This window comes from Streptomyces sp. STR69, assembly GCF_024519455.1.
Classification (GTDB): domain Bacteria; phylum Actinomycetota; class Actinomycetes; order Streptomycetales; family Streptomycetaceae; genus Streptomyces.
Window position 1 is genome coordinate 121,510 of record NZ_JALJRY010000017.1, and the last position, 23,919, is coordinate 145,428.

Here is a 23,919-nt window from a genome sequence, read left to right on the forward strand (position 1 = left end):
TCCCCACTGCCCAAAACACTACGCGGCACCACTGACAATGGCTCTGACCAGCGAAAACGCGGCGAACCCGGAGTGAAAACGCATCGCAGAGCGCGGACGGACGCGAAACGTCCGGAACATCCTCACCCCATCAGACGCTCGGACCACCCGTGAACGTTCCCGTCCCTCGGCAACCGCTCTGCCGGCGCCGCCTACTGCCCGTACTGGCCGTTCGTCACGACCGCCGCCTGGGGGCGGATCGGCAGGCGGTTCACGGGACGGCCGGTCGCGGCGCGTACGGCGGCGGCGATGGCCGCCGGGGAGGTGACCACCGGTACCGCGCTGACCGCCTTCGCCCCGAAGGGGGCGACCACGTCACGTTCCTCGACGAGTTTCACGATCTTGATGTCGGGGGTGTCCAGGGCGGTGGGGAGGGCGTAGCCGGTGAGGTCGGGGTGGCGGATCAGGCCCCGCGCGGTGCGCAGGTTCTCCGTCAGGGCGATGCCCACGCCCTGGGTGACGCCGCCCTCGATACGGGCGACCAGTTGGGTCGGGTTCAGGATGCGGCCGACGTCCTGGGCGAGGGCCAGTTCGACGACCCTCACCGAGCCCAGTTCGATGTCCACGTCGACGACCGCGCGGATCGCGCAGAACGCGAGGCCTACGAAGGCATCGCCCTGGCCCGCCTCGTCCAGGGGCTCGGTCGGGTGCGGGCGGCACTGGGCGGTGGCCCACAGTTCCTTGCCGTCCAGGGCCTCGGTGACCGTGGTCGAGAGGACACCGTCGTAGGAGGTGATCTTGCCGTCGGTGATCTGGAGGAGTTCGGTGGACATGCCGAACTTGTGCGCCAGGGGCTGGAGGAGTTGGGTGCGGACCATCTTGGCGGCTCGTTCGACCGCGCCGCCCGAGACCCAGGTGTGGCGGCCACGGCAGCCGGGGCCGGCGGGCGGTTGATCGGTGTCCACGGGGGCGACGTGCACCTCGTCGATGCCCAGGGTCTCCTGGACGATCTGGCGGGCGAGGGTGGTGAAGCCCTGGCCGGTCTCGACGGCCGCGCACAGGACGGTCGCGATGCCGTCGTGGACCTTCACGGTGGCCGTGGAGACCTCGTCCGCGCCCTCCGCGCCGAGCATGTGGACCATGCCGAGGCCGTAGCCGACGCCCCGGCGCACCGCGCCCGGTTCGCCCGCGCCCTCGGGGCCGCCGGGCAGCAGCCACTCGTCCTCGGGGGTGTCCTTGGGGAGCTGCGGCAGCGGGAAGTCCCGTACGGCCTGGAGGAGTTCGGCGACCGGCGCCGGGCAGGTCACCGTCTGGCCGGTCGGGAGGACGTCACCGGTGGCCATGGCGTTGCGCAGGCGCAGTTCGGCCGGGTCCATGGCGAGCTTCTTGGCGAGCTTGTCCATCTGCGCCTCGTAGGCGGCGCAGACCTGCATGGCGCCCTCGCCGCGCACATGCCCGGAGGGCGGGTTGTTGGTGCGGACGGCCCAGCCCTCGATGAAGGCGTTCGGGACGACGTAGGGGCCGCAGGCGAAGGAGACGGCGGCGGCCAGTGCCTCCGAGGAGGTGTCGGCGTAGGCGCCCGCGTCCAGCAGCACCTGGGCCTCGACCTTGACCAGGCGGCCGTCCTCGTCGGCGTGGTGGCGGTAGCGCAGGAGCGTGGGGTGGCGGTGGGTGTGGCCGAGGAAGGACTCCTCGCGCGTGGCGGTGAGTTTGACCGGGCAGCCGGTCTTCAACGCGAGCAGTCCGAGCGGGAGTTGGAAGCCCTGGTCCTCGCGGTCGGCGGTGGCCCCGGGGACGCCGGTGACGACGACCTTCACGCGGTCGGGCTCCAGGCCGTAGCAGGCGGCGGCCGTGTCGCGGTCGGTGTGCGGGTCCGTGGAGGCGATGTACAGCTCGACCCCGCCGTCGGGACGGGGCACGGCGAGGCCGGCCTCGGCGCCGATGGGAGCGGGGTCCTGGCGGCCGATGCGGTACAGACCCTCGACGACGATGTCGCCGGCCGCGTCCGGGTCGCCGTGGCGCAGCGGGATGTGCCGGATCAGGTTGCCGTCGGGGTGCAGCGGTTCGGCCTCGAAGGCCTGCTCGGGGTCGGTCACCGGGTCGAGTACTTCGTACTCGACCATGATGGCCGCGGCGGCCATCCGCGCGGTGTCCGGGTGGTCGGCGGCGACGGCGGCGATGGGCTCCCCGTGGTGGCGTACGACCTCGGAGGCGAACACCGGGCGGTCGGCCGTGCCTCGGCCGTAGAGGTCCCTGCCGGGCACGTCCTCGTGGGTGATGACGGCCCGTACGCCGGGCATGTCGCGCGCGTGGGACGTGTCGACGGACACGATGCGCGCGTGCGGGTGCGGTGAGCGCAGGACGGCCGCCCACAGGAGGCCCTCGGCCCACAGGTCGGCCGCGTACGGGAAGGTGCCCTCGGTCTTGGCGCGGGCGTCGGCGGCCGGGAGCGAGGCGCCCAGGCCGTGGCCCGGCAGCTCCGGGGCGGGCGCGGCCTCCGTGGTCGCGGTGGCGGCTTCGTTGCTCACGCCTGACCTCCGTCCTGGCCGTACACCTGGTCCTGTGTGCGCGGGGACTCGAACGCCGACTGGTGGACGCCACCGCCCCCGGGGCCCGCCTGGTGGGGAATACGCGCCTCGTCGCCGTCCGACTCAGGTTCGGCGGCAGCGGCGTGCGCCTCGCGTTCGGCGACGACTTCCTGTACGGCGTCCAGGACACCCCGGTAGCCGGAGCAGCGGCACAGGTTGCCGCACAGGGCCTGGCGCGCCTCCAGTTCGGTGGGCGCGGGGTTGCCCTCCAGGAGGTCGTGCACGGTCATCGCCATGCCGGGCACGCAGAAACCGCACTGCACGGCACCGCACTTGGCGAGCGCCCGCTGCACGTCCGAGGGCTGTCCCTCGACGGCCAGGCCCTCGACCGTACGGACCTCGGAGCCGGCGGCGGTGACGGCGGGCACCAGGCAGGAGGCGACGAGCCGTCCGTCGACCTGGACGTTGCAGGCCCCGCACTCGCCCTGCGAGCAGCCGTCCTTGGCGCCCGCGAGGCCGAGACGTTCGCGGAGCACGTAGAGCAGCGACTCGCCGATCCAGGCGTCGGTGACGGGCCGGTCGGCGCCGTTGACGCGCAACACGTAGGAGGCGAGCGGGTGTTCCTCGCCGGGGATCTTCGGGGCGGGCTCGGCGTCCTCGTCCGGCGCGTCGGCGTCCGCGGCCGTCACGGGCGCCTCAGCGGCCTCCGGGGCGGCTTCGGCACCGTCGGACGCGTCGGCCGCCACGGACGGCTCAGCGGGCCTCTCAGTGGCCCCCTCGGCCCCTTCGGCATCGTCGCCCGCCGTGCCGTTCTCGTCGGCCGACTGCGTGTCGGCCGCGGTGAGTTCGGCGGAGGCGTCGTCGTGACGGTCGCCGCGCGCGTCCCCGTAGGGGTCGGTGGCGGCCTCGGTGCGGGAGTGGGCGTACGGGTCGGCGCCCTGGGGTTCCTCGTACGGCCGGCGGGGCGCCTCGGCTGACGGGTGCGCCTCGGAACGGTCGGCCGGGTGTGCCACGCCGCGTCCGTCGGTGTCCGTCGCCGGGTACGCCGTACCCCGGCCGTCGGTGCCGTTGGTGGGGTATGCGGTGCCCCGCCCGTCGGTGCCCGTCGCCGGGTAGGCCGCGCCGCGGCCGTCGGTGTGCTCGGCCGGGTGCGCGTCGGGCTGCCCCGGCCGCTCCGTGACGCCCGTGCCGGACGCCTGTTGTGCCCAGTTCTGGCCCGCGCCGTCCGTCGCCCAGGGCGCGGGCGCGCCGCCGGGCAGGGTGGCGGGCGGGGTGCCGCCCCACTGCTCGACCAGGGCGGAGGTGGTGAACTCGCCCGATTCGTCCGGGAGATCGCCCCCGGCGACGGGGATCGACCACTCCCCGGTCACGTCGTGACCGGGCGCGGTGCCCGCGTCCGTGGCATTGCTGTCCTGGTAGGTCCACTGGCCGGTGGCCCCGGGCTGGTAGGCGAACTGCTCGCCCCCGGCCGTCCCCTGCTGCGGTACGGCGTTCGGGTCGGGCCACTGGACGCCCTCGGCGGGCACGGCCCAGGAGCCGGTGCCCGACGGGTCGCCGTCCGGGGCGGGGCCGGCCGCTATGGGCGGTGGCACATAGCCGTGGCCCGGGGCGGCGAGGAGGGCGTCGATGCCCCCTTCGGGGAGTTTCACGAAGGCCGTGGCACCGTCGTCGTAGTCGCCCTGGGGCAGCGGGTCCCAGCGTCCGCCGCCCTGGGGGGTGCCCTCTCCGTGCTGGTCGTCGGTCACGACAGCGCCCTCCCGAGTGCTCGTCGGGCAAGTGCGGCGACGGTGCGCCGCAGGTGCAGTACCGCGGGCGGAAGCTGTTCCACGGAGCCGTCCTCGGCCGGGGCCGGGTCGGGGATGCAGGCCGCGGCGACGTACTCCCCGAAGGCGCTCAGCGCCTCGGGGACGATCGCGCGGCCGTTGTCCCAGTCGATCAGCCGGGCCACCCACTGCTCGGCGTCCAGAGGCCTGAGCGGCATCGGCGCTATGGCGCCGACGGCGCACCTGACGCCGCGCCTGGCGGGGTCGAGGACGACCGCGACGGACGCGACCGAGCGCCCCGGGCCGGTCCGGCCGGTGGCCTTCAGGAAGACCTGCGGGGCGTGCAGCAGGGGCACGCGCACGAAGCCGATGAGTTCGCCGCCGCGCAGCATCTCGACGCCGGCCAGGAGGTGCGACACCGGGATCTCCCGGCGGGCTCCGCCCGGGCCCGCGATGATCAGCGTCGCCTCCAGGGCGGCCAGTACGGGCAGCGCGTCCCCGGTGGGCGCGGCCGAGGCGATGTTGCCGCCCAGGGTGCCCGCGTTGCGGATCTGCGGCGGGCCCGCGGCGCGCGCGGAGGCCGCGAGCGCCGGGATGAGGGCGGCGAAGTCGGGGCGGCCCATGCGGGCGTGCGTGAGGCCCGCACCGAGCAGCGCGTGGCCGTCCTGGTACTGCCAGCCGCGGATCTCGCTGATCCGCCCGAGACCGACCAGCGCGCTGGGCCTGAGCTGCCCCGAGTTGACGGCCGCCATGAGGTCGGTGCCGCCGGCCACGGGAACGGCCGTGGGCAGGGCCGTGAGCGCCGCCACGGCCTCGTCCAGCGTCGTGGGCAGCGTGACGGACTGCCCCGCCTGCGGTGCGTGCGTGGTCAAACCGGCTGCCCCTTCCCGCTGCCCCACCTGGTCCCACCTGTTGCTGCCGTACGGTACGTGCTGACAGGGCGGACGTGGCAACTCTGGCACATCTTCGCAAGACCCGAACGCGGGGGTCCGCTAGGAGGCATTCGCCCGCCTCATCGGCGAGATGGTCCGTTTTGGTACGGCATCACCGGTACACGCGAATTGCCACTCATCGGCGACTCCTGGGGGCTTTCTCCCTTCTGTGTTCTAGGCGTTCGGGGGCGGGCCGTCCTTGGGGCGTCCGAGCACTCCGGGGCGGCGCTGCCACGGCAGGGGTCCGGTGGGCGGACGGTAGGCGACTCCCAGGGCGTCGAGTCGCGGATAGTGGGCGGTCATCCGGCGCTCGAAGTCGGCGAAGTCCCGTTCCGCGGGCGCCGGAAGGGCGCTCCAGGCGACCTCGGCGAACGCGGCCAGCCTGGGGAACGTCTGGTAGTCCACGCGCGCGTGATCCTCCATCACCTCGGTCCACACGTTGGCCTGCGCGCCCAGCACATGACGGGCCTCGGCCTCGGTGAGCTGCGACGGAACGGGCTCGAAGCGGTAGACGTCCTCCAGGGTGCGCACATGGGCGATCGGCACCGGCTCGTCCTCGCCGCCATCCTGCCGCCAGTCCAAGTACACGTGTTGTTCAGGGCACATGACGACGTCGTGGCCCGCGCGGGCGGCGGTGATCCCGCCCTCGTAGCCGCGCCAGGACGACACGACGGCCCCGTCCGCGAGACCGCCCTCCAGGATCTCGTCCCAGCCGACGAGCCTTCTCCCGCGCGCGGAGAGCCACTTGTCGAAGTGTCGGATGAACCACGACTGCAGCTCGTCCTCGTCCGCGAGCCCGAGTTCCTCGATGCGCGCCTGCGCGGCCGACGACTGCTTCCACTGGTCCTTGGGGCATTCGTCGCCGCCGACGTGAATGAACTCCGAGGGGAACAGGTCGAGGAGTTCCTCGAACACCCCCTCGTAGAAGCGCAGGGTGTTGTCAGTGGGGGCGAGTACGTTCGGGTTGATGCCCCAGGTGTCCCAGACGGAGAGGGAGTTGGTGTCGATGACGTCCGTGTTGCCGAGTTCCGGATACGCGGCGATGGCGGCCTGCGAGTGTCCCGGTACGTCGATTTCGGGGACCACGGTGATATGCCGCTCGGCGGCGTAGGCGACGATCTCGCGGATGTCGTCCTGCGTGTAGTAGCCGCCGTGGGGCTTGTCGTCCCACAGGGGTGAGGCTCGGTGGCCGAATTTCGTGCGGGCCCGCCAGGAGCCGATCTCGGTCAGCTTCGGGTACCGCTTGATCTGTACGCGCCAGCCCTGGTCGTCCGTCAAGTGGAAGTGGAAGACGTTGAGTTTGTGCGCCGCCATCAGATCCAGGTAGCGCAGGACGCCTTCCTTGGGCATGAAGTGCCGGGCGACGTCGAGCATGAGGCCGCGCCAGCGGAAGCGGGGCGCGTCGTCGATGGTCTGGTGCGGCACGCCGTAGGTCGTGCCGGGGTGGACGGGGGCGCGTCGGAAGGCGGCGGGGCCGAGGAGCTGACGCAGTGTCTGGGCTCCCCAGAACACGCCGGCCGGGCTGCCGCCCGTGATCACGACACCCCAGGTGGCGACCACCTGCAGGCGGTATGCCTCCGGCGGCAGGCCGGCGTCGAGGCGCAGCGCGACCGTGTTGCGGGCACCCTCCTCACCCGGCGGAAGCGACAGCCCGAGGGCGGCGCCGAGCGTGGACCGCAGCCAGCGTTGCGTGCCCTCGGTGCCGGGCTCGCCCCACAGGCCGGTGTCCGCCTCGAACGGGAAACCGCAGCGGCCAGGATCGCCGACGGCCGTGGGCGCCGGAATCAGTTCCGTCTCTGAAGTCACGTCAGTCCTTAACCGCTCCGCCCAGCCCCGAGACCAGACGTCGCTGTACGAGTACGAAGAACACCAGCACCGGAATCGTCATCACTGTGGAGGCCGCCATGACCCCGCCCCAGTCCGGGTCGTCCGGCTTGTAGAAGACAAGGAGGGCCATCGGCAGGGTCGACTGGGAAGTGTCGCTGATGATGAAGGACTTGGCGAAGAGGAAGTCGTTCCAGGCCGAGATGAAGGAAAACACGCTCGTGGCGACCAGCCCCGGGAAGACGAGCGGGAAAAGGATCTGCCACAGGAATCGCGTCCGGCTCGCCCCGTCGATGTACGCGGCCTCCTCCAGCGCGTCCGGTACGGCTTTCACGAACCCCCGCAGCATCCAGATCGCGAACGGCAGCGAGAACGCGATCTGCGGCAGGATCAGCGACCCCAGGGTGTTCAGCAGGCCGAGCCCCCGGATGGTGAAGAACAAGGGGATCGTCAGCGCTTCCACGGGCACCATCTGGGCCACCAGGAACATGATCAGGAGGGTGGTCCGGAAGCGAAACCGGAATCGGGTCACGGCGGTCGCGGCGAGAAAGGCGATCAGTGCCGAGACGATGACCACGGTGCCCGCCACGACAAGGCTGTTGACGAAGTACCGGCCGAATTCCTGCTGCCCGAAGACCCGTCGGAAGGAGTCCAGGGAGGGCGCGAGCGTCCATGGCCGGGGCTCGCTCGACTCGATTTCCCCGGCCGGTTTGAAGGCGCTGAGCACCATCCAATAGAGGGGGAAGGCGACGACGACCGCGATCAGCAGCGCCGAGGCCTCGGCCGCGAGCCGCCAGGGCCGTCGTACAAAACCGCGGAGCGTACTCACAGCTCCTCCCCCTGCCTGCGGAGCAGGCGCAGATAGATCAGCGTGACGGCAAGCAGCATCAGCAGCATGACGACGCCGATCGCCGAGCCGAGGCTGTATTTCGAGGACGCGAACGCCTGTTGGTAGGCGTACACGTTGAGGACGAGGTTCTGGCCCGCGATGCCGCCGCCGTTGGTCATGACGTAGATCTGGGTGAAGACCTTGAAGTCCCAGATGACGGACTGGATGGTGACGACGGTCAGGATCGGCCGGAGCATCGGCGTGAGGATCGACCGCCAGATGCGCCACTGCGAGGCGCCGTCCAGGGCGGCGGCCTCCAGGACCTCGGAGGGTACGGCGCGGATGCCGGCGTAGACCGTCACCATCACGAACGGGAAGGAGCACCACACCACTTCGAGCAGGACGAGGAAGAACGCGCTGAGGCGTCCGTACGTCCAGGAGTGGTCACCGAGTCCCAGGATCCGGTTCACCGGCCCGAAGTCCGGGTCGAAGAGCAACAGCCAGACCGTCGAACCCGTCACCGCCGGTGTCGCCCATGCCCCCAACGCGGCCAGCATCAGCACGAGTCGGGGCACGGCACGCACGCGGGTGAGCAGCACGGCGAGGGCGCAGCCGACCGCGAGCGTCGACACCACGCACGCCCCCGCGAACAGCACGGTCGACAGCAGCACCTGCCAGAACTGGCTGTCGGAGAACAACTCCGAGTAGTTCCCGAACCCCTTGAAGGTCGTCGGCTCGCCACCACTGACCTGGGCCTGCGTGTACTGGAAGAAGGAGATCAGGCCGAGCTGATAGATGGGGTAGACGAGCAGACCGCCGAGGACGACGAGGGCGGGGGCGAGATACAACCAAGGGGTCGTCCAACCCCCCTGGGGGCGCGAGGAACTGCGCGACAGGCCACGACGCCCCCGCGCCCGCAAACGATCCACACCCACCGAGCTATTAGGCGCCACCGGTCAACCCGCGGAGTTGAACGCGTCGTTCATCTTCTTGGCCGCGTCCTTGGAAGCCGCCGCCACGCTCTTCTTCCCGCTGATGACCTCCTGGAGCATCGTCGGCAGCACCAGCGAGGAGTCGATCTCGGACCAACCCGGCGACGCGGGAACGAACTTGGTGCCGGCGGCGAGCGTCTGCACGAACGGCTTCTCGAACGGCACCTTCGCCGCAGCGGCGTCCCGCACATCAGTGAACGTAGGCAGGAAGCCCATCGCGTCGAACATGGACGCCTGCGTCGCCTTCGAGGTGAGCTGTTCCATGAGGTCCACCGCGAGCGTGCGGTGCGAAGTGCTCTTCAGGACACCGATGTTGTTGCCGCCGGCGAACGCGGGGGCGACCGAGCCGGACGCGACACCCGGCAGCGGGACGACCGCGTACTTGCCCTTGACCTTGCCGGCCTCGACCGCGCTGTGGCTGAAGTCGCCGCCGATCGCCATGCCCGCCTTGCCGGCCGCGAACGCGGTGATCGTGTCGTTGCCGCCCATGACCGCGCACTTGGCGGCGGGACAGTTGTCGCTCGTGAAGAGCGAGGTGTAGGCCTTGATGCCCTTCTGGGCGGCGGCGCTGTCGATCGCGGAGGTGTAGGTGCCGTTCGTGCCGGTGGCGAGTTCGCCGCCGTTGGCCCAGACGAAGGGCATCGCGCCGTAGGTGTAGGCGCCGCCGACGACAAGGCCGTAGAGGTCGGACTTCGCCTTGTGGATCTTGCGGGCGGTGGACGCCAACTCGGCCATGGTCTTGGGGGGTTGGAGGCCGAGGTCCTTGAAGACGTCGGTGCGGTAGTAGAGGGCGCGGACGCCGACGTAGAACGGGGAGCCGTACAGCTTGCCGTCGACCGTGACGGACTGCTTCGCGGTGGGGTCGGTGTCCTTGGCCTCGCTCCAGGCGCCGAACTCCTTGGTGACGTCGAGGAGTCCGCCGTCGTGGACGTAGCCGGCCGTGTCGGTGTTGCCGTACTCCATGACGTCGGGCGCGGACTTCGGGTCGTTGAAGGCTGCCTTGACGCGCTGGGCGCGGGTGTCGATCGGGATGTACTCGACGTCCACCTTGGTGCCCTTGTGGGCCTTCTCGAAAGCGGCCACTACGGAGTCGACGACCTTGGCCTTCGGGTCGTTGCCGACCTCCTGGAAGAGCCACACCCGCAGGGTGCCGCTCTGATCGTCCTTGTCCGAGGACGAGTTGTCGGAGGTCTGGGGCGCGCAGCCGGCCACGACAGCGGCGGTTGCCAGGAGTACGGCGAATCTGGGGGCGAGCTTCATGGAGCGTTCCTCCGGGAATCCGGGCGTGCGTTGCAACATATGCAATGGGCGTTTCGCTCTGCACAACACCACGGAGATTAAGGAGTAGATGAACGCGGCCACAAGAGGTCTCAACCACTTCGTGACACGCGAAAGGCCGTCGAAAAGTCGTCGAAACATGCAAAAGGCCCTCAGGGCGCACCGAAGCGCGCCCTGAGGGCCTCAGAAACCGAGAGCCTCAGAAAGTCAGACCTGCCGAACGGCTACTTGTCGCCGCCCTTGCCCTTGTCGCCGTCCCCGCCCGAACCCATGGACTCGTAGATCTCCTTGCACATGGGACACACCGGGTACTTCTTCGGGTCGCGGCCCGGTACCCAGACCTTCCCGCACAACGCCACCACGGGAGTGCCGTCCAGGGCGCTCGCCATGATCTTGTCCTTCTGGACGTAATGGGCGAAGCGCTCATGGTCCCCGTCGCCGTGCGACACCTGGGGCGTCGGCTCTACGAGGGTCCCCGTACCAGTCCCGCGCTCGGGCTCAAGAGTGCTCATACGGCCAAGGGTACTGAAGCCCACCGGCATCAGTTCCGCGAAGGGTCGTTCAGTTCAGCGATCAGTTCAGAGAAGGGTCGTCCGGATAGGTCGCCACCATCGCGAGCTCGCTGCGCTGGCGGCGCAGCACCTCGCGCCAGAGCCGCTCCGGCGACGGCGAGGAGACGTCACCGGGCTCCGACTCGACGACGTACCAGGCGCCGTCCGTCAGTTCGTCCTCCAGTTGCCCCGGTCCCCAGCCGGCGTACCCGGCGAAGATTCTCAGCGAGCCGAGCGCCTTGGCCAGCAGTTCGGGCGGGGCCTCCAGGTCGACGAGTCCGATCGCGCCGTGCACCCGCCGCCAGCCGAGCGGGGCGCGCTCGCCGGCCGACGCGCCGCCCGGAATGACGGCGACGCCGAGGGCCGAGTCCAACTGCACCGGGCCGCCCTGGAAGACGACTCCCGGTTCACCGGCGAGATCCGCCCAGCCCTCCAGGATGTCGCCGACGTCCACGGGGGTGGGCCGGTTGAGGACGACACCGAGGGAGCCCTCCTCGTCGTGGTCGAGAAGGAGCACCACCGCGCGGTCGAAGTTCGGGTCCGCCAGGGCGGGTGTTGCCACGAGCAACCGCCCTGTGAGCGAGGACACCTCGGTCATGCCAGACATGATCCCGCATCTTCCGCGTGATGGGGGAGGCAATGCGGGTACCTGAGTGAATGCAGCTCAGGGCGCACCGAAGCGTCCGACGCGCACACCCCCCGCCCGGTGACCCCATGTGCCCGATTGAGAACGGTTCGTGTTGTGACACAGCTATGACGTAGCTGAGTGGTCCTCGGGCTTTCTGAAGGGGGGTGGGCGGCCATTACGCTTACGTCTTCGGCCCCTGCCCAACTCCACGGAACGCGAGATTCATGACCGTCAACGGCTCAGACGACGTACTGCTTGTCCACGGCGGAACCCCGCTGGAGGGCGAGATCCGTGTCCGCGGTGCGAAGAACCTCGTACCCAAGGCCATGGTCGCCGCCCTGCTGGGCAGTGAGCCAAGTCGACTGCGCAACGTACCGGACATCCGAGACGTTCGGGTCGTACGCGGACTGCTGCAACTGCACGGGGTGACGGTCCGTCCGGGTGAGGAGCCGGGCGAGCTGGTGCTCGATCCGTCGCACGTCGAGAGCGCCAACGTCGCCGACATCGATGCCCACGCGGGCTCGTCGCGCATCCCGATCCTGTTCTGCGGTCCGCTCCTTCACCGGCTCGGGCACGCGTTCATCCCGGGGCTCGGCGGCTGCGACATCGGCGGCCGGCCGATCGACTTCCACTTCGAGGTGCTGCGGCAGTTCGGCGCGAAGATCGAGAAGCGGGCGGACGGCCAGTACCTGGAGGCCCCGCAGCGGCTGCGCGGCACGAAGATCCAGCTGCCGTACCCGTCCGTCGGCGCCACCGAGCAGGTGCTGCTGACCGCGGTGTTGGCGGAGGGCGTCACCGAACTCGCCAACGCGGCCGTGGAACCGGAGATCGAGGACCTCATCTGCGTACTGCAGAAGATGGGCGCGATCATCGCCATGGACACCGACCGCACGATCCGCATCACCGGTGTGGACTCGCTCGGCGGCTACACCCACGCGGCCCTTCCGGACCGCCTGGAGGCCGCGTCCTGGGCGTCCGCGGCGCTGGCGACCGAAGGCAACATCTACGTCCGGGGCGCCCAGCAGCGCTCGATGATGACGTTCCTCAACACCTACCGGAAGGTGGGCGGCGCCTTCGCGATCGACGACGAGGGCATCCGTTTCTGGCACCCCGGCGGCCAGTTGAAGTCCATCGCGCTCGAAACGGACGTGCACCCCGGCTTCCAGACGGACTGGCAGCAGCCGCTGGTCGTCGCCCTGACGCAGGCGACCGGCCTCTCCATCGTCCACGAGACGGTCTACGAGTCCCGCCTCGGCTTCACCTCCGCGCTCAACCAGATGGGCGCGCACATCCAGCTCTACCGCGAGTGCCTCGGCGGCTCGCACTGCCGCTTCGGCCAGCGCAACTTCCTCCACTCGGCGGTCGTCTCGGGCCCGACCCGCCTCCAGGGCGCCGACCTGGTCATCCCCGACCTCCGCGGCGGCTTCTCGTACCTCATCGCGGCGCTGGCGGCCCAGGGCACGTCCCGCGTCCACGGCATCGACCTCATCAACCGCGGCTACGAGAACTTCATGGAGAAGCTCGTGGAGCTGGGCGCGAAGGTCGAACTCCCGGGCAAGGCGCTGGGTTAAGCATCTGTACGACGATGGGGCGGCCACCCTGCCGGGTGGCCGCCCCATTCGCGTTGCTGAGCCTCGTACGCAATCCCGTCGCGTACGCGAAGGCCTACTTGCCCTTGGCGGCTTCCTTGAGCTTCGAGCCCGCGGACACCTTGACGCTGTAGCCGGCAGGGATGTTGATCGGGTCGCCGGTCTGCGGGTTGCGCGCGGTGCGAGCGGCACGGTGGGTGCGCTCGAAGGTCAGGAAGCCGGGGATGGTGACCTTCTCGTCGCCCTTGGAGACGATCTCGCCGACGGTCTCGGCGAAGGCGGCCAGAACGGCGTCGGCGTCCTTGCGGGTCACCTCGGCACGGTCGGCCAGCGCGGCCACCAGCTCACTGCGGTTCATGTTGTTACTCCCGTGTTCTTCTTGCCGTTTGAGGCGTGCCACGCGGCGGAGCCGCATATCGGGCACGGTGAAGCCGATGCTGCCAGGGTCCTCGGTGAGTCCCCGGACCCGGGTCCGTCGTCCAGACCCTCGCGCCCGAAGACGCATCCTGCCCCTACCTGCGGCGGGAAAGCCAATCCGGCACCCGTAGGAGTCGTGAGAACACCCGTGGGAGTCACACGAAGAGCGCCACTGCATCAGTGTGGTGACGCTCCGTCGGCTCCCGGCAGCGAGGGCCGGGCCTGGAGAGGCCCGAAACCTGGCCGCCACGATAAACGTCCGCCCAAGGCCCCGGGTTCCGCGACGCGCCGATGTGCGGGCGGCCGTGGCGATCCTCACAGCCGCCGCACACACGCGGCCGGATGGGCTACGACGAGGCGGGCGCCGCGGCTCCGGCGGCCTTGGCGGCCTCGCGCACCGCGCCGGCCACCGCACCGGCGACCTTGTCGTTGAAGACGCTGGGGATGATGTAGTTCGCGTTCAGCTCGTCCTCGGACACGACGTTCGCGAGTGCGGTCGCGGCGGCGAGCATCATCTCGGTGTTGACGGTGCGGGACTGCGCGTCCAGCAGACCGCGGAAGACACCCGGGAAGACCAGCACGTTGTTGATCTGGTTCGGGAAGTCCGAGCGGCCGGTGGCCACGACAGCCGCCGTCTGACGGGCGATCGTCGGGTCGACCTCGGGGTCCGGGTTCGCAAGCGCGAACACGATCGCGCCGTCGGCCATCGCGGCCACGTCGTCGCCGTCGAGGACGTTCGGGGCGGAGACGCCCACGAAGACGTCGGCGCCGCGCACGGCCTCCTTCAACGTGCCCGTGAGGCCCTCGGGGTTGGTGTTGTCGGCGATCCAGCGCAGCGGCGAGTCGGGCTTGGCGTCGACCAGGTCCTCACGGTCGGCGTGCACGACACCGTGGATGTCGGCGACGACCGCGTTCTTGACGCCGGCGGCGAGCAGCAGCTTGAGGATGGCCGTACCGGCCGCGCCCGCGCCGGACATGACGACCCGGATGTCACCGATGCCCTTGCCGGCGACCCGCAGCGCGTTCGTCAACGCGGCGAGCACCACGATCGCGGTGCCGTGCTGGTCGTCGTGGAAGACGGGGATGTCGAGGGCCTCGCGCAGCCGGGCCTCGATCTCGAAGCAGCGCGGCGCGGAGATGTCCTCCAGGTTGATGCCGGCGAAGCCCGGGGCGATGGCCTTGACGATCGCGACGATCTCGTCGGTGTCCTGGGTGTCCAGGCAGATCGGCCAGGCGTCGATCCCGGCGAACCGCTTGAACAGGGCCGCCTTGCCCTCCATGACCGGCAGCGCGGCCATCGGGCCGATGTTGCCGAGGCCGAGCACGGCCGAGCCGTCGGTCACGACCGCGACGGAGTTGCGCTTGATGGTGAGGCGGCGCGCGTCCTCGGGGTTCTCCGCGATCGCCATGCACACGCGGGCGACGCCCGGGGTGTAGATCATGGAGAGGTCGTCACGGTTGCGGATCGGGTGCTTGGACTGCATCTCGATCTTGCCGCCGAGGTGCATGAGGAACGTACGGTCCGAGACCTTGCCCAGCGTGACGCCCTCGATGCCTCGCAGCTGCTGGACGATCTCGTCGGCGTGGGCGGTGGAGGACGCCGCGATGGTGACGTCGATGCGGAGCTTCTCGTGGCCGGAGGCGGTCACGTCGAGGCCGGTCACCGAGCCTCCGTGGGACTCCACGGCCGTGGTGATCTGGGAGACCGCCGTTCCGCTGGCGGGCACCTCCAGACGGACCGTGATCGAGTAGGAGACGCTGGGCGCCGTAGCCATGGCCGACTTCCTCTGCTTTCACCGTTGAGCTGAGTACGCGCTCCGATGGTCGCACCTACTGCTGGGTAGGCGTTAGCCGCCCCTGATTGCGAACGTTTTGTTCTCAACGGTCGGCAGCGGTTCACAGCAAGAAGAGGCCCGCGTCACTTTCCCGTGACGCGGGCCTCTCCTGTCGTTCAGTGACACCGACCCGCCATGCTCGCCTCGCGGCAAGTGGTCGCTCTAAGCGACGAAGGTTGGGCCCGGGGGCTTGGATCGGGCCGGTGTCACACCCAGGCTAACAAACAGATCCCGTAAGGCCATTCCCATCCCGAGAGTTCATAGGAAGCACCCTCGATCAGTCCCTGAGCAGATCCGGCACCCCGTTCGCGTCCGGCTCGTCCCGATCGGCGGAGACGACCGTGAGCTGCTGGGTCGCGCGGGTGAGGGCGACGTAGAGGACCCGCAGGCCGGCCGGTGACTCGTCGGCGATCTCCGCCGGCGATACGACCACCGTCGCGTCGTACTCCAGCCCCTTGGCCTCCAGGCTGCCGAGGGCGACGACCCGGTCGCCGAGGCCGGCGAGCCAGCGGCGGGCCTCCTCACGGCGGTTCATGGCGACGACGACGCCGACCGTGCCGTCGACCTGGTCGAGCAGCCGGGCGGCCTCCGCGCGGACGGACTCCGACAGCGAGTTCCGTACGACGGCGAAGTGAGGTTTCACTCCGGTCGAGCGGACCGCGGACGGGGACTCGGATCCGGGCATCGCGAGGGCCAGGACCTTGGCCGCCAGCTCGGCGATCTCGGCCGGGTTGCGGTAGTTGACCGTGAGGGTGAAGCGGCGGCGGGGCCGGGAGCCGAGGGCCTCGTCGCGGGCCTCGGCGGCCTCGTCGGGGTCGGACCAGGAGGACTGGGCCGGGTCTCCTACGACCGTCCAGGTGGCGTGCTTGCCGCGGCGGCCGACCATGCGCCACTGCATCGGGGTGAGGTCCTGGGCCTCGTCCACGATGACGTGCGCGTACTCGACGCGCTCCTGGGCGAGCCGCTCGGCCCGTTCGCGCTGTGTCTCCTCGCGTACGGGCATCAGCTCTTCGAGGCCGGTGAGCTGGTCCAGCGGGTCCAGGTCGCGCCGCTTGCGGGGGCGGGCCGGGGTGCCGAGGATCGCCTGGAGTTCGTCGAGGATCGCCACGTCGTGGACGGAGAGTCCGTCGCGCTTCAGGGCGCGGGCGGTCCTGCGGACCTCGCCGGGGTTGAGGATGCGCCGGGCCCAGCGGCCGAGCTTGCGCTCGTCGGACATGGCCTCCAGGACGGCGCGCGGGGTGAGTTCGGGCCACCAGGCGTCGAGGAACGCGATGAACTCGTCCTCGCTCGCGACGTCCTCGTCGAAGGAGGAGCGCAGTTCGGCGGCCAGTTCGGGGTCCGTGTGCCGGCCGGCCGAGCCGGAGCGCTCCCACAGGGCGTCCAGCAGGAGCTTGCGGGCGCGCGGGCGCAGCATGTTGACCGGGGCCGTACCGCTGAGGGCGTTCTGCCGGACGCGCTCCAGGTCGGCGGCCTCCAGTTCGAGCCGGCGGCCGAAGGCGACGACCCGCAGCCGGGCCGGTGACTCGTTCGCTTCGAGGGCGCCGCGCGCGGCCTTCCGCAGCACGCGGAGCATGCGGTACGAGCCCTTGGTGCGGGCCACGGCCGGGGAGTCGTACAGGGTGGCCTCGGCGCCGTCGACCAGCGAGCCGATGGCCCGGATGGCGACCTGGCCCTCCTCGCCGAGGGACGGCAGGACGCCTTCGGTGTACGCGACCAGCAGCGGGGTGGGCGAGACGATGAGGATGCCGCCCGCGTAGCGGCGCCGGTCCTGGTAGAGCAGGTAGGCGGCGCGGTGCAGGGCGACGGCCGTCTTCCCGGTGCCCGGGCCGCCCTCGACATACGTCACCGAGGCGGCGGGGGCGCGGATCACCAGGTCCTGTTCGGCCTGGATGGACGCCACGATGTCGCGCATGGTGTGGCTGCGGGCCTGGCCGAGCGCGGCCATCAGGGCGCCGTCGCCGATGACGGCCAGCTTGTCGCCGTCCAGGAAGGCGGTCAGCTCGGGGCGCATCAGGTCGTCCTCGACACCGAGGACCCGGCGGCCCTTGGAGCGGATGACGCGACGCCGTACGACCCGGCCCGGGTCGACCGGGGTCGAGCGGTAGAACGGGGCGGCGGCGGGCGCCCGCCAGTCGATGACCAGGGGTGCGTACTCGGTGTCGAGAACTCCGATGCGGCCGATGTGCAGGGTCTCGGCGATGTCGGCCGTGTTGTCGTCGCGGACGGAGCCGTCGGCGGGTTCGACGGCGGTGTAGGCGCCGTCGGGCCCCTTCTGGCCGTCCTTGCCGAGCAGCAGGTCGATCCTGCCGAAGAGGAAGTCCTCGAACTCGTTGTTGAGCCGGTTGAGGTGGATACCGGCGCGGAACACCTGCGCGTCGCGTTCGGCGAGCGCGCCGGGTGTGCCGACCTGGCCGCGTTTGGCGGCGTCGTTCATGAGGAACTCGGCCTCGCGGATCTTCTCCTCAAGGCGCCGGTACACCCGGTCCAGGTGAGTCTGTTCGCCGCTGATCTCCCGGTCCCGTAGCGAATCCTGGGCGGATTTGTCGGACACCGCATCGAGCGCGGTCTCCTGTTGAGCCTGTGCGGCCACCGGGCCCCCTTCTGACGTGCTGGGCAGCCGTCAACCGTACGCGAAGGGAGGCCGCCGAGGCGAGGGGCCCGCCCGGCGGATCCTGACAAAGACACGGGGCCCGGTGCGCGCCTGGCGCGTTCCGGACCCCGTCGAGCACAGTGGACCAGTTGCTAGGCGTCCACTTCCACGAGCTTCTTGCCGTCGAAGGTCATGACCTCGAAGTGGTCGATCTCGTTCGGCGTGAGAGCCGCTCCGCCCTGGGCGTAGAGCGGCGCCTTGGCCTCGGCCTTCGTGGCGTTCGCGATGCCGTAACCCCAGGCCGGGACCGACCAGGAGCTCATGGTCTCGCGTTCGCCGTTCTTGCCGACCGCGATCAGGGAGCACTTCAGGGGGCCCTTGACGTTGCTGAGCTCCACGACCCCGAGGGTGCCCCAGTCCTTCTTGGTCATCGCGACGGTCGCGCTGACCTTGGTGGTCTTGTCCGTGGCCGAGACCTTGTCGGACAAAGTGTCGAAGGTGGTCTTCGCGGTGGCCACCGCCGGGGTGTCACCCGAGCTGTTGCCGCCGTTGGCCGCGATCACGGCCAGCGGTCCCGCGATGATCAGGGCAGCCGCCGCGGCGATCATGTAGAAGCTGCGCCGGCGCTTCAGGGCCCTGCGTTCACCGACGTCGTCGACCAGCCGCTCCACCAGCCGCGGGCTCGGCTTGGCGGACAGGGACTCGCCGATCGCGGGGGTGCCGGAGCCCGGCAGGTCCGCGAGCGCCGCGAGCATCGGTTCCATCCCGGCCAGCTCGTCGAGCTGCTGGGCGCACCACTCGCAGGTGGCGAGGTGTGCCTCGAAAGCGGTTGCTTCGGCGTCGTCGAGAATCCCGAGGGCATAGGCGCCGACGGTCTCGTGTTCGTTCGAGCCCTGAGTTCCCTGCATGGAACCAGGACTACCCGTTCCGTATCCCCCGTACATGCTCATGCCGTCACCCCCCGCTCCTCCAGAGCAAGCTTCATCGATCGAAGGGCGTAGAACACCCTTGAGCGCACCGTGCCACTGGGGATGCCAAGCGTCTCGGCCGCCTCATTGACGGTACGTCCCTTGAAGTACGTCTCGACGAGCACCTCCCGGTGGGCCGGGGTCAGGTCGTCCAGCGCGTCCGACAGTGTCATCAGCCACAACGCCTTGTCGATCTCGTCCTCCGCGGGGATGACCTCCAGCGGCGACGGGTCCACCTCCTGCGGCCGGGCCTGCCGGCTGCGGTGACCGTCGATGACGATGCGCCGTGCGACCGTCACCAGCCAGGGTCGTACCGATCCGGTCGCCCGGTTGAGCTGGCCGGCGTTCTTCCAGGCCCGGATGAGCGTCTCCTGCACCACGTCCTCGGCACGTTGCCGGTCGCCGGCGACGAGCCGCAGCACATAGGCGAGCAAGGGTCCGGCGTGCTCTCGGTACAGGGCACGCATCAGCTCCTCATCAGGTTCCGAGGACTGGGACATGCGATGTCGGGCCCTCGGCGCTTGTTCATTGGCCACGACGGAATCCTTGCGCACGCCCACCTCCGGTGTCCGGGGGTTGCCCCGGTCGGTCGCTCGGTGAGGAGTACGCGGGAGGGTGGGCGAGTGTTCAACGTGAGGCGACAGTTTTCTTCGAAGTGACGTGACGAGCGGGACATGAGTGCACATTCCCACCGTACGATCTTTACATTTCCACCACACTCGCAAGATCACGCGGGGTGCCCGTGCCGCGGCTGAGTGAAACGCGCTGTTGTCAAAATCACTTCGCAAATCGACGGTACGTCACTTCACAGAAGCCGCATATGGGATTCTCAGGCTCGGGCGAGGGCCGCGCGCCGACGATGCCGGGCCACTCTTTCGCGGTTCCCGCAGACCTCACTGGAGCACCAGCGCCTCCTGCGTCCCCGTGATGTGTCCAGGTACACGATGGGGCAGTTGTCGCCCTCGCACTCCCGCAGCGAGGCCCGCGCGACCGGGTCGGTGAGCAGCTCGACGGCGTCCCTGGCGATCACCGCGAGCAGCGCCTCGCACCCCGGCGGACCGGCCAACTCCCGCACCAGCGCCCCGTCCTCGGCCTGTACGGCACGGGGTGCCGGGGGTGCTGCGCGGGCGCGGTCGTTGAGGTGGGCGAGCGCGAGGTCGTAGGACCCGCCCTCCACCGGCGGCCTGCTGCGCACCAACTGTCCGATCCGTCCCCGCAGTTCACGGAAGCCGACGAGCCAGGCCGAGTCGACGTGCGCGAGCCCGGTGGCCGCCGGGACCAGCCCGGAGCGGACGATCCACGCGCGCAACTGCTCCGGCGCGTCGAGCCGTTCCTCGGGATGCGTGGTCGCGAGGAGATCCAGGCAGATCCGCCCGGCGTCGAAACGCAGCTCGTACGGGGCCATGGTCGTACCCAGTGCCATGCGCCTGTCACCGCCTAGGGATTACCCCGGTCGGGAAACCGTTGCCTCTACAGTGCCTGTCCGCCCGCGCGGCCGGAACCCCTCGTACCGAGCGCGCGTGGACGGCCGCGTATGCGGGTGCGCGTCTCGGCGATGTCGGCGGGGGCGCCGGATCCGTTGACTGGAGGGCATGACAGAGAACAGGACTGGCACGGGTTGGGTACTGGGCGCGGCCACGGTCGCGCTGGGGCTGATCGCCGGGGCCTTCTACGTCTTCGCCTGCGCGGTGATGCCGGGGCTGGCACGCAGCGACGACCGGGTGTTCGTCGAGGTGATGCGGAACATCAACGACGTGATCCAGAACCCGGTGTTCTTCCTGAGTTTCATGGGGGCGTTGGTACTGACCGGAGTGTCCGCGTGGCAGGTGCGCGGGAGGCCGTACCGGGGGTGGGTGTGGGCGGGGCTGGTGGCGTACGCGCTCGCTTTCCTCGTCACGGTGGCCTTCAACATTCCGCTGAACGACGACCTTGCGCGGACGGCGGATGTGGGGGTGGCCAGGGAGCACTTCGAGAGTGCGTGGGTGGGGTGGAACGTGGTGCGGGCGGTGTTGTCGACGGTGGGGGTGGGGTGTTTGGCGCGGGCGCTGGTGCTGTACGGGGCCTGCCAACGCCGCTTGGTGCAATCCAGCCCGTCCGGCGTTTGAGGACGAGGCCCCTTCAGGGCCGATCGGGGGTCTGGGGGCGGAGCCCCCAGCAACGCCCGCATCAACGCCCCGCTCAACCGTCGGAGTACTTCGCATCGGCCGCCGGATCCAACGCCAGCCGATACCCCCGTTTCACCACCGTCTGGATCAGCTTCGGCGCCCCAAGTGCCGTACGGAGACGCGCCATTGCCGTCTCTACGGCGTGCTCGTCGCGCCCGGCGCCGGGCAGCGCCCGCAGGAGTTCCGCGCGGGCGACGACCCAGCCGGGCCGGCGGGACAGCGCCCGGAGCAGGGACATACCGGCCGGCGGAACCGGCCGTAGCGCGCCGTCGACCAGGACCGCGTGGCCGCGGATCTCCACCCGGTGGCCCGCGACGGGCAGGGTGCGGGCGCGGGCAGGGAGCTCCTGGCAGAGGAGCTGGACGAGCGGGCCGAGACGGAAGCGCTCGGGCTGGACCGTGGTGATGCCGTGGTTCTGGAGCGGGAGCGCGGTGACGGGGCCGACGCAGGCCGGGAGGACGTCGTGGTGCAGGGCGGCGAGGAGTTCGGGCAGCAGGCCGCGGGTCTCGGCGCGGGAGAGGAGCGACGCGGCGGCCGGGGCGCTGGTGAAGGTCAGCGCGTCCAGGCCGCGGGAGACCGCGGCGTCGAGGAGCCGGTCCAGCGGGGCGATGTCCTCGGGCGGCATCCACCGGTACACGGGGACGACGACGACCTCGGCGCCGCCCGCCCGCAGCGACTCCACGAACCCGGGCAGGGGCTCGCCGTGCAGTTGGATGCCGACGCGGCGGCCGTCGACGCCCTCCTCCAGGAGCCGGTCGAGCACCTCGGCCATGGACTCGGACGAGGGCGACCACTCCTCGGTGAGGCCGGCGGCCCGTACCGCGCCTTTGACCTTGGGCCCGCGGGCGAGCAGTTCAACCCCGCGCAGCCGGTCGAGGAGGGCTTCGCCGAGCCCCCACCCGTCGGCGGCCTCGACCCATCCCCGGAACCCGATCGCGGTGGTGGCCACCACGACATCGGGCGCCTGGTCGATCAACTCCTTGGTGGCGGCGAGCAGTTCGCTGTCGTCGGCGAGGGGCACGATGCGCAGCGCGGGCGCGTGCACGACCACCGCGCCGCGCCGCTGGAGCAGGGCCCCCAGCTCGTCGGCGCGGCGTGCGGCGGTGACGCCCACGGTGAACCCGGAGAGGGGGCCGTGGGGCGCGCTCTCCGGTCGCTGCGGTTGTTCGTACATGGCTCTCGTCCCGAACGTAGTCGTACATGCAGTCGTGCAGGAGGTGGTGCGGCGGTGCCTACATGCCGAACGAGCCTGTCAACGGTGCGTGACAGGCTCGGTTCGACTTCATGTCGACAGTGTTACGTCACACCTCGGCATAGCTGAGCTGCGGCTTCGCCTCCGATGCGGAAGCTTTGGCCTGCGCCTGTGCGGTCGGGCGGCGAAGGTATACGGCCCAGGTGACGGCGAAGCAGAGGCCGTAGAAGGCGAGGAAGGCGACGAACGCGCCGGTGCCGGAGCCGTAGGAGAGGAAGGACTGCCGGAAGGCGAGGTTGATGCCGACCCCGCCGAGCGCGCCGACGGCCCCGATGAGCCCCATGGAGGCACCGGAGAGCCGCCGACCGTAGGCAGCCGCCTCGTCCCCTTCCAGTCCCTTCGCGAGGGCCTTGGTCTGGAAGATGCCGGGGATCATCTTGTACGTCGACCCGTTGCCGAGCCCGCTGAGCACGAACAGCACGATGAAGACGGTGACGAACAGCGGCAGCGACTTCTGCATGCTGGCGACGACCAGGATGGCGGTGGCGGCGGCCATGGCGACGAAGTTCCACAGGGTGATCTTCGCGCCGCCGTAGCGGTCGGCGAGCCAGCCGCCGACGGGGCGGATCAGCGAGCCGAGCAGCGGGCCGATGAAGGTGAGGTACGCGGCCTGCAGCGGCGTACGGCCGAACTGGACCTGAAGCACCTGCCCGAAGGCGAAGGCGTACCCGATGAACGACCCGAACGTACCGATGTACAGGAACGCCATGATCCAGGTGTGCCAGTCCCGGGCGGCGTCCTTGGCCGCGCCGGTGTCGTTCTTCACGGAGGTGAGGTTGTCCATGAAGAGGGCGGCGAGGGCGGCGGCGACGAGGATGAGCGGGATGTAGATCCCGAGCAGCACGCGAGGCCCGCCACTGGCCCCGATGATCGCGAGGGCGATGAGCTGAATGACCGGGACGCCGATGTTGCCGCCCCCGGCGTTGAGCCCGAGAGCCCACCCCTTCTTCCTCAACGGGAAGAAGGCGTTGATGTTGGTCATGGAGGAGGCGAAGTTGCCGCCGCCGATACCGGCCAGCAGGCCGATCCAGAGGAAGGTGTCGAAGGAGGTCCCCGGCTTCATCACCACGAAGGCGGCGATGGTGGGGATGAGGAGAAGGCTCGCGGAGACGATCGTCCAGTTCCGCCCGCCGAATATGGCGACCGCGAAGGTGTACGGCACCCGGACGACCGCGCCGACGAGCGTGACCATCGAGGTCAGCAGGAACTTGTCGGCCGGGGTCAGTCCGTACTCCGGGCCCATGAACAGCACCAGCACGGACCACAGGGTCCAGATCGAGAAGCCGATGTGCTCGGAGAGCACGGAGAACAGGAGATTGCGACGGGCGACCTTCTCTCCGGTCTCCCGCCAGAAGGTCTCGTCCTCCGGATCCCAGTGCTCGATCCACTTGCCAGTGGCTGTCATGACGCCTCCACGGTCCACTACGGGGTAACGAGCGGTGATGCATCCCGAAGGTAGGGAGGGCGGGTTTCCACGCTGTGGCTGTGAGTGACCGGAAGGGAACGTTGCTCTCACGAGCGTGGGAAGCGCACGGTGAGGTCCTCAGGGCAGCACGCGCCGACCGGTCTCCACGTCGGCGCAGTACAGACGGATCTCCCTGTCGTTCCGGCTCCGGGCCGTCAATAGGAAACGGTCGCCGTCGAGCGGCACCGGCAAGACCTCCGGCCGGATGGTGAGCGAAGCCCACAGCACGCGACCGTCCCGGAGCACGGCCATCCCGTCGCTGCCCGAGGCGAGCACATACCCGGGCCCGGCGGTGAGGTACCGCGGCTCCCGCACGGTCATCTTGTACGGGCCC

Annotated in this window: 20 protein-coding genes; 2 read left to right on the forward strand and 18 right to left on the reverse strand. The window is 70.2% G+C overall.

The genetic code is table 11. From position 1 onward, the window contains the following. Window positions 1-191: 191 nt before the first annotated feature. The 9 genes from OC490_RS29720 to OC490_RS29760 form a co-directional block, all read right to left on the reverse strand. The gene (locus OC490_RS29720) at window positions 192-2,507 is read right to left on the reverse strand and encodes a xanthine dehydrogenase family protein molybdopterin-binding subunit (RefSeq protein ID WP_262061089.1); all 2,316 of its coding nucleotides are present in this window, start codon (window positions 2,505-2,507) and stop codon (window positions 192-194) included. Beyond that, complete coding sequence (locus OC490_RS29725) at window positions 2,504-4,252, reverse strand: 2Fe-2S iron-sulfur cluster-binding protein (RefSeq protein ID WP_262061090.1); 1,749 nt, start codon at window positions 4,250-4,252, stop codon at window positions 2,504-2,506. The genes OC490_RS29720 and OC490_RS29725 overlap by 4 nt, the downstream gene beginning before the upstream one ends. After that, window positions 4,249-5,142, reverse strand: a complete 894-nt coding sequence (locus OC490_RS29730; RefSeq protein ID WP_262061091.1) for an FAD binding domain-containing protein — start codon at window positions 5,140-5,142, stop codon at window positions 4,249-4,251. The genes OC490_RS29725 and OC490_RS29730 overlap by 4 nt, the downstream gene beginning before the upstream one ends. A gap of 234 nt (window positions 5,143-5,376) precedes the next feature. Next, window positions 5,377-7,008 (reverse strand): beta-N-acetylhexosaminidase, encoded by a 1,632-nt coding sequence (locus tag OC490_RS29735; protein ID WP_262061092.1) that lies wholly within the window; start codon window positions 7,006-7,008, stop codon window positions 5,377-5,379. Between the two features lies 1 nt (window position 7,009). After that, the gene (locus OC490_RS29740; RefSeq protein WP_262061093.1) at window positions 7,010-7,855 is read right to left on the reverse strand and encodes a carbohydrate ABC transporter permease; all 846 of its coding nucleotides are present in this window, start codon (window positions 7,853-7,855) and stop codon (window positions 7,010-7,012) included. Beyond that, window positions 7,852-8,751, reverse strand: coding sequence for a carbohydrate ABC transporter permease (locus tag OC490_RS29745; protein WP_262061172.1), 900 nt, complete (start codon window positions 8,749-8,751; stop codon window positions 7,852-7,854). The genes OC490_RS29740 and OC490_RS29745 overlap by 4 nt, the downstream gene beginning before the upstream one ends. A gap of 60 nt (window positions 8,752-8,811) precedes the next feature. Beyond that, window positions 8,812-10,107, reverse strand: coding sequence for an extracellular solute-binding protein (locus tag OC490_RS29750; protein WP_262061094.1), 1,296 nt, complete (start codon window positions 10,105-10,107; stop codon window positions 8,812-8,814). A gap of 242 nt (window positions 10,108-10,349) precedes the next feature. Next, a complete protein-coding gene (locus OC490_RS29755) occupies window positions 10,350-10,637 on the reverse strand; it encodes a DUF3039 domain-containing protein (RefSeq protein WP_026178118.1) in 288 nt (95 codons plus the stop codon). A gap of 61 nt (window positions 10,638-10,698) precedes the next feature. Next, window positions 10,699-11,274 carry a YqgE/AlgH family protein gene (locus OC490_RS29760; RefSeq protein ID WP_262061095.1) on the reverse strand — a complete coding sequence of 192 codons (576 nt, stop codon included), beginning with the start codon at window positions 11,272-11,274 and terminating at the stop codon, window positions 10,699-10,701. 254 nt (window positions 11,275-11,528) lie between these two features. Between OC490_RS29760 and murA the strand changes: the two genes are divergently transcribed. Beyond that, a complete protein-coding gene (gene murA / locus OC490_RS29765; RefSeq protein ID WP_043679363.1) occupies window positions 11,529-12,875 on the forward strand; it encodes a UDP-N-acetylglucosamine 1-carboxyvinyltransferase in 1,347 nt (448 codons plus the stop codon). Window positions 12,876-12,969: 94 nt separating this feature from the next. Here murA and OC490_RS29770 read toward each other — a convergent pair whose 3' ends face one another. The 6 genes from OC490_RS29770 to OC490_RS29795 form a co-directional block, all read right to left on the reverse strand. Continuing rightward, entirely contained in the window at window positions 12,970-13,251 is a 282-nt protein-coding gene (locus OC490_RS29770; RefSeq protein WP_019056394.1) for an HU family DNA-binding protein, read from the reverse strand. A 406-nt stretch (window positions 13,252-13,657) separates the two neighbouring features. Next, on the reverse strand, window positions 13,658-15,085 hold the full coding sequence (locus OC490_RS29775; protein ID WP_262061096.1) for an NAD-dependent malic enzyme: 1,428 nt from the start codon (window positions 15,083-15,085) through the stop codon (window positions 13,658-13,660). A 337-nt stretch (window positions 15,086-15,422) separates the two neighbouring features. Beyond that, window positions 15,423-17,735 carry a HelD family protein gene (locus OC490_RS29780; protein ID WP_262061097.1) on the reverse strand — a complete coding sequence of 771 codons (2,313 nt, stop codon included), beginning with the start codon at window positions 17,733-17,735 and terminating at the stop codon, window positions 15,423-15,425. Between the two features lie 152 nt (window positions 17,736-17,887). Beyond that, window positions 17,888-18,643: an anti-sigma factor family protein gene (locus OC490_RS29785; protein ID WP_262061098.1), complete on the reverse strand. Its 756-nt coding sequence runs from the start codon at window positions 18,641-18,643 to the stop codon at window positions 17,888-17,890. 38 nt (window positions 18,644-18,681) lie between these two features. Next, window positions 18,682-19,203, reverse strand: a complete 522-nt coding sequence (locus OC490_RS29790; RefSeq protein ID WP_019056398.1) for a sigma-70 family RNA polymerase sigma factor — start codon at window positions 19,201-19,203, stop codon at window positions 18,682-18,684. Window positions 19,204-19,532: 329 nt separating this feature from the next. After that, the gene (locus OC490_RS29795) at window positions 19,533-20,126 is read right to left on the reverse strand and encodes a CGNR zinc finger domain-containing protein (protein WP_262061099.1); all 594 of its coding nucleotides are present in this window, start codon (window positions 20,124-20,126) and stop codon (window positions 19,533-19,535) included. Window positions 20,127-20,295: 169 nt separating this feature from the next. Here OC490_RS29795 and OC490_RS29800 point away from each other — a divergent pair, with 169 nt between their 5' ends. Then, on the forward strand, window positions 20,296-20,808 hold the full coding sequence (locus OC490_RS29800) for a DUF1772 domain-containing protein (protein WP_262061100.1): 513 nt from the start codon (window positions 20,296-20,298) through the stop codon (window positions 20,806-20,808). A 73-nt stretch (window positions 20,809-20,881) separates the two neighbouring features. Here the strand turns inward: OC490_RS29800 and OC490_RS29805 are convergent, their stop codons facing one another. The 3 genes from OC490_RS29805 to OC490_RS29815 form a co-directional block, all read right to left on the reverse strand. After that, complete coding sequence (locus OC490_RS29805) at window positions 20,882-22,042, reverse strand: uroporphyrinogen-III synthase (RefSeq protein WP_262061101.1); 1,161 nt, start codon at window positions 22,040-22,042, stop codon at window positions 20,882-20,884. Between the two features lie 127 nt (window positions 22,043-22,169). Continuing rightward, window positions 22,170-23,525, reverse strand: a complete 1,356-nt coding sequence (locus OC490_RS29810) for a nitrate/nitrite transporter (protein ID WP_262061102.1) — start codon at window positions 23,523-23,525, stop codon at window positions 22,170-22,172. Between the two features lie 138 nt (window positions 23,526-23,663). Further along, a complete protein-coding gene (locus tag OC490_RS29815) occupies window positions 23,664-23,900 on the reverse strand; it encodes a hypothetical protein (protein WP_262061103.1) in 237 nt (78 codons plus the stop codon). Window positions 23,901-23,919 lie beyond the last annotated feature (19 nt).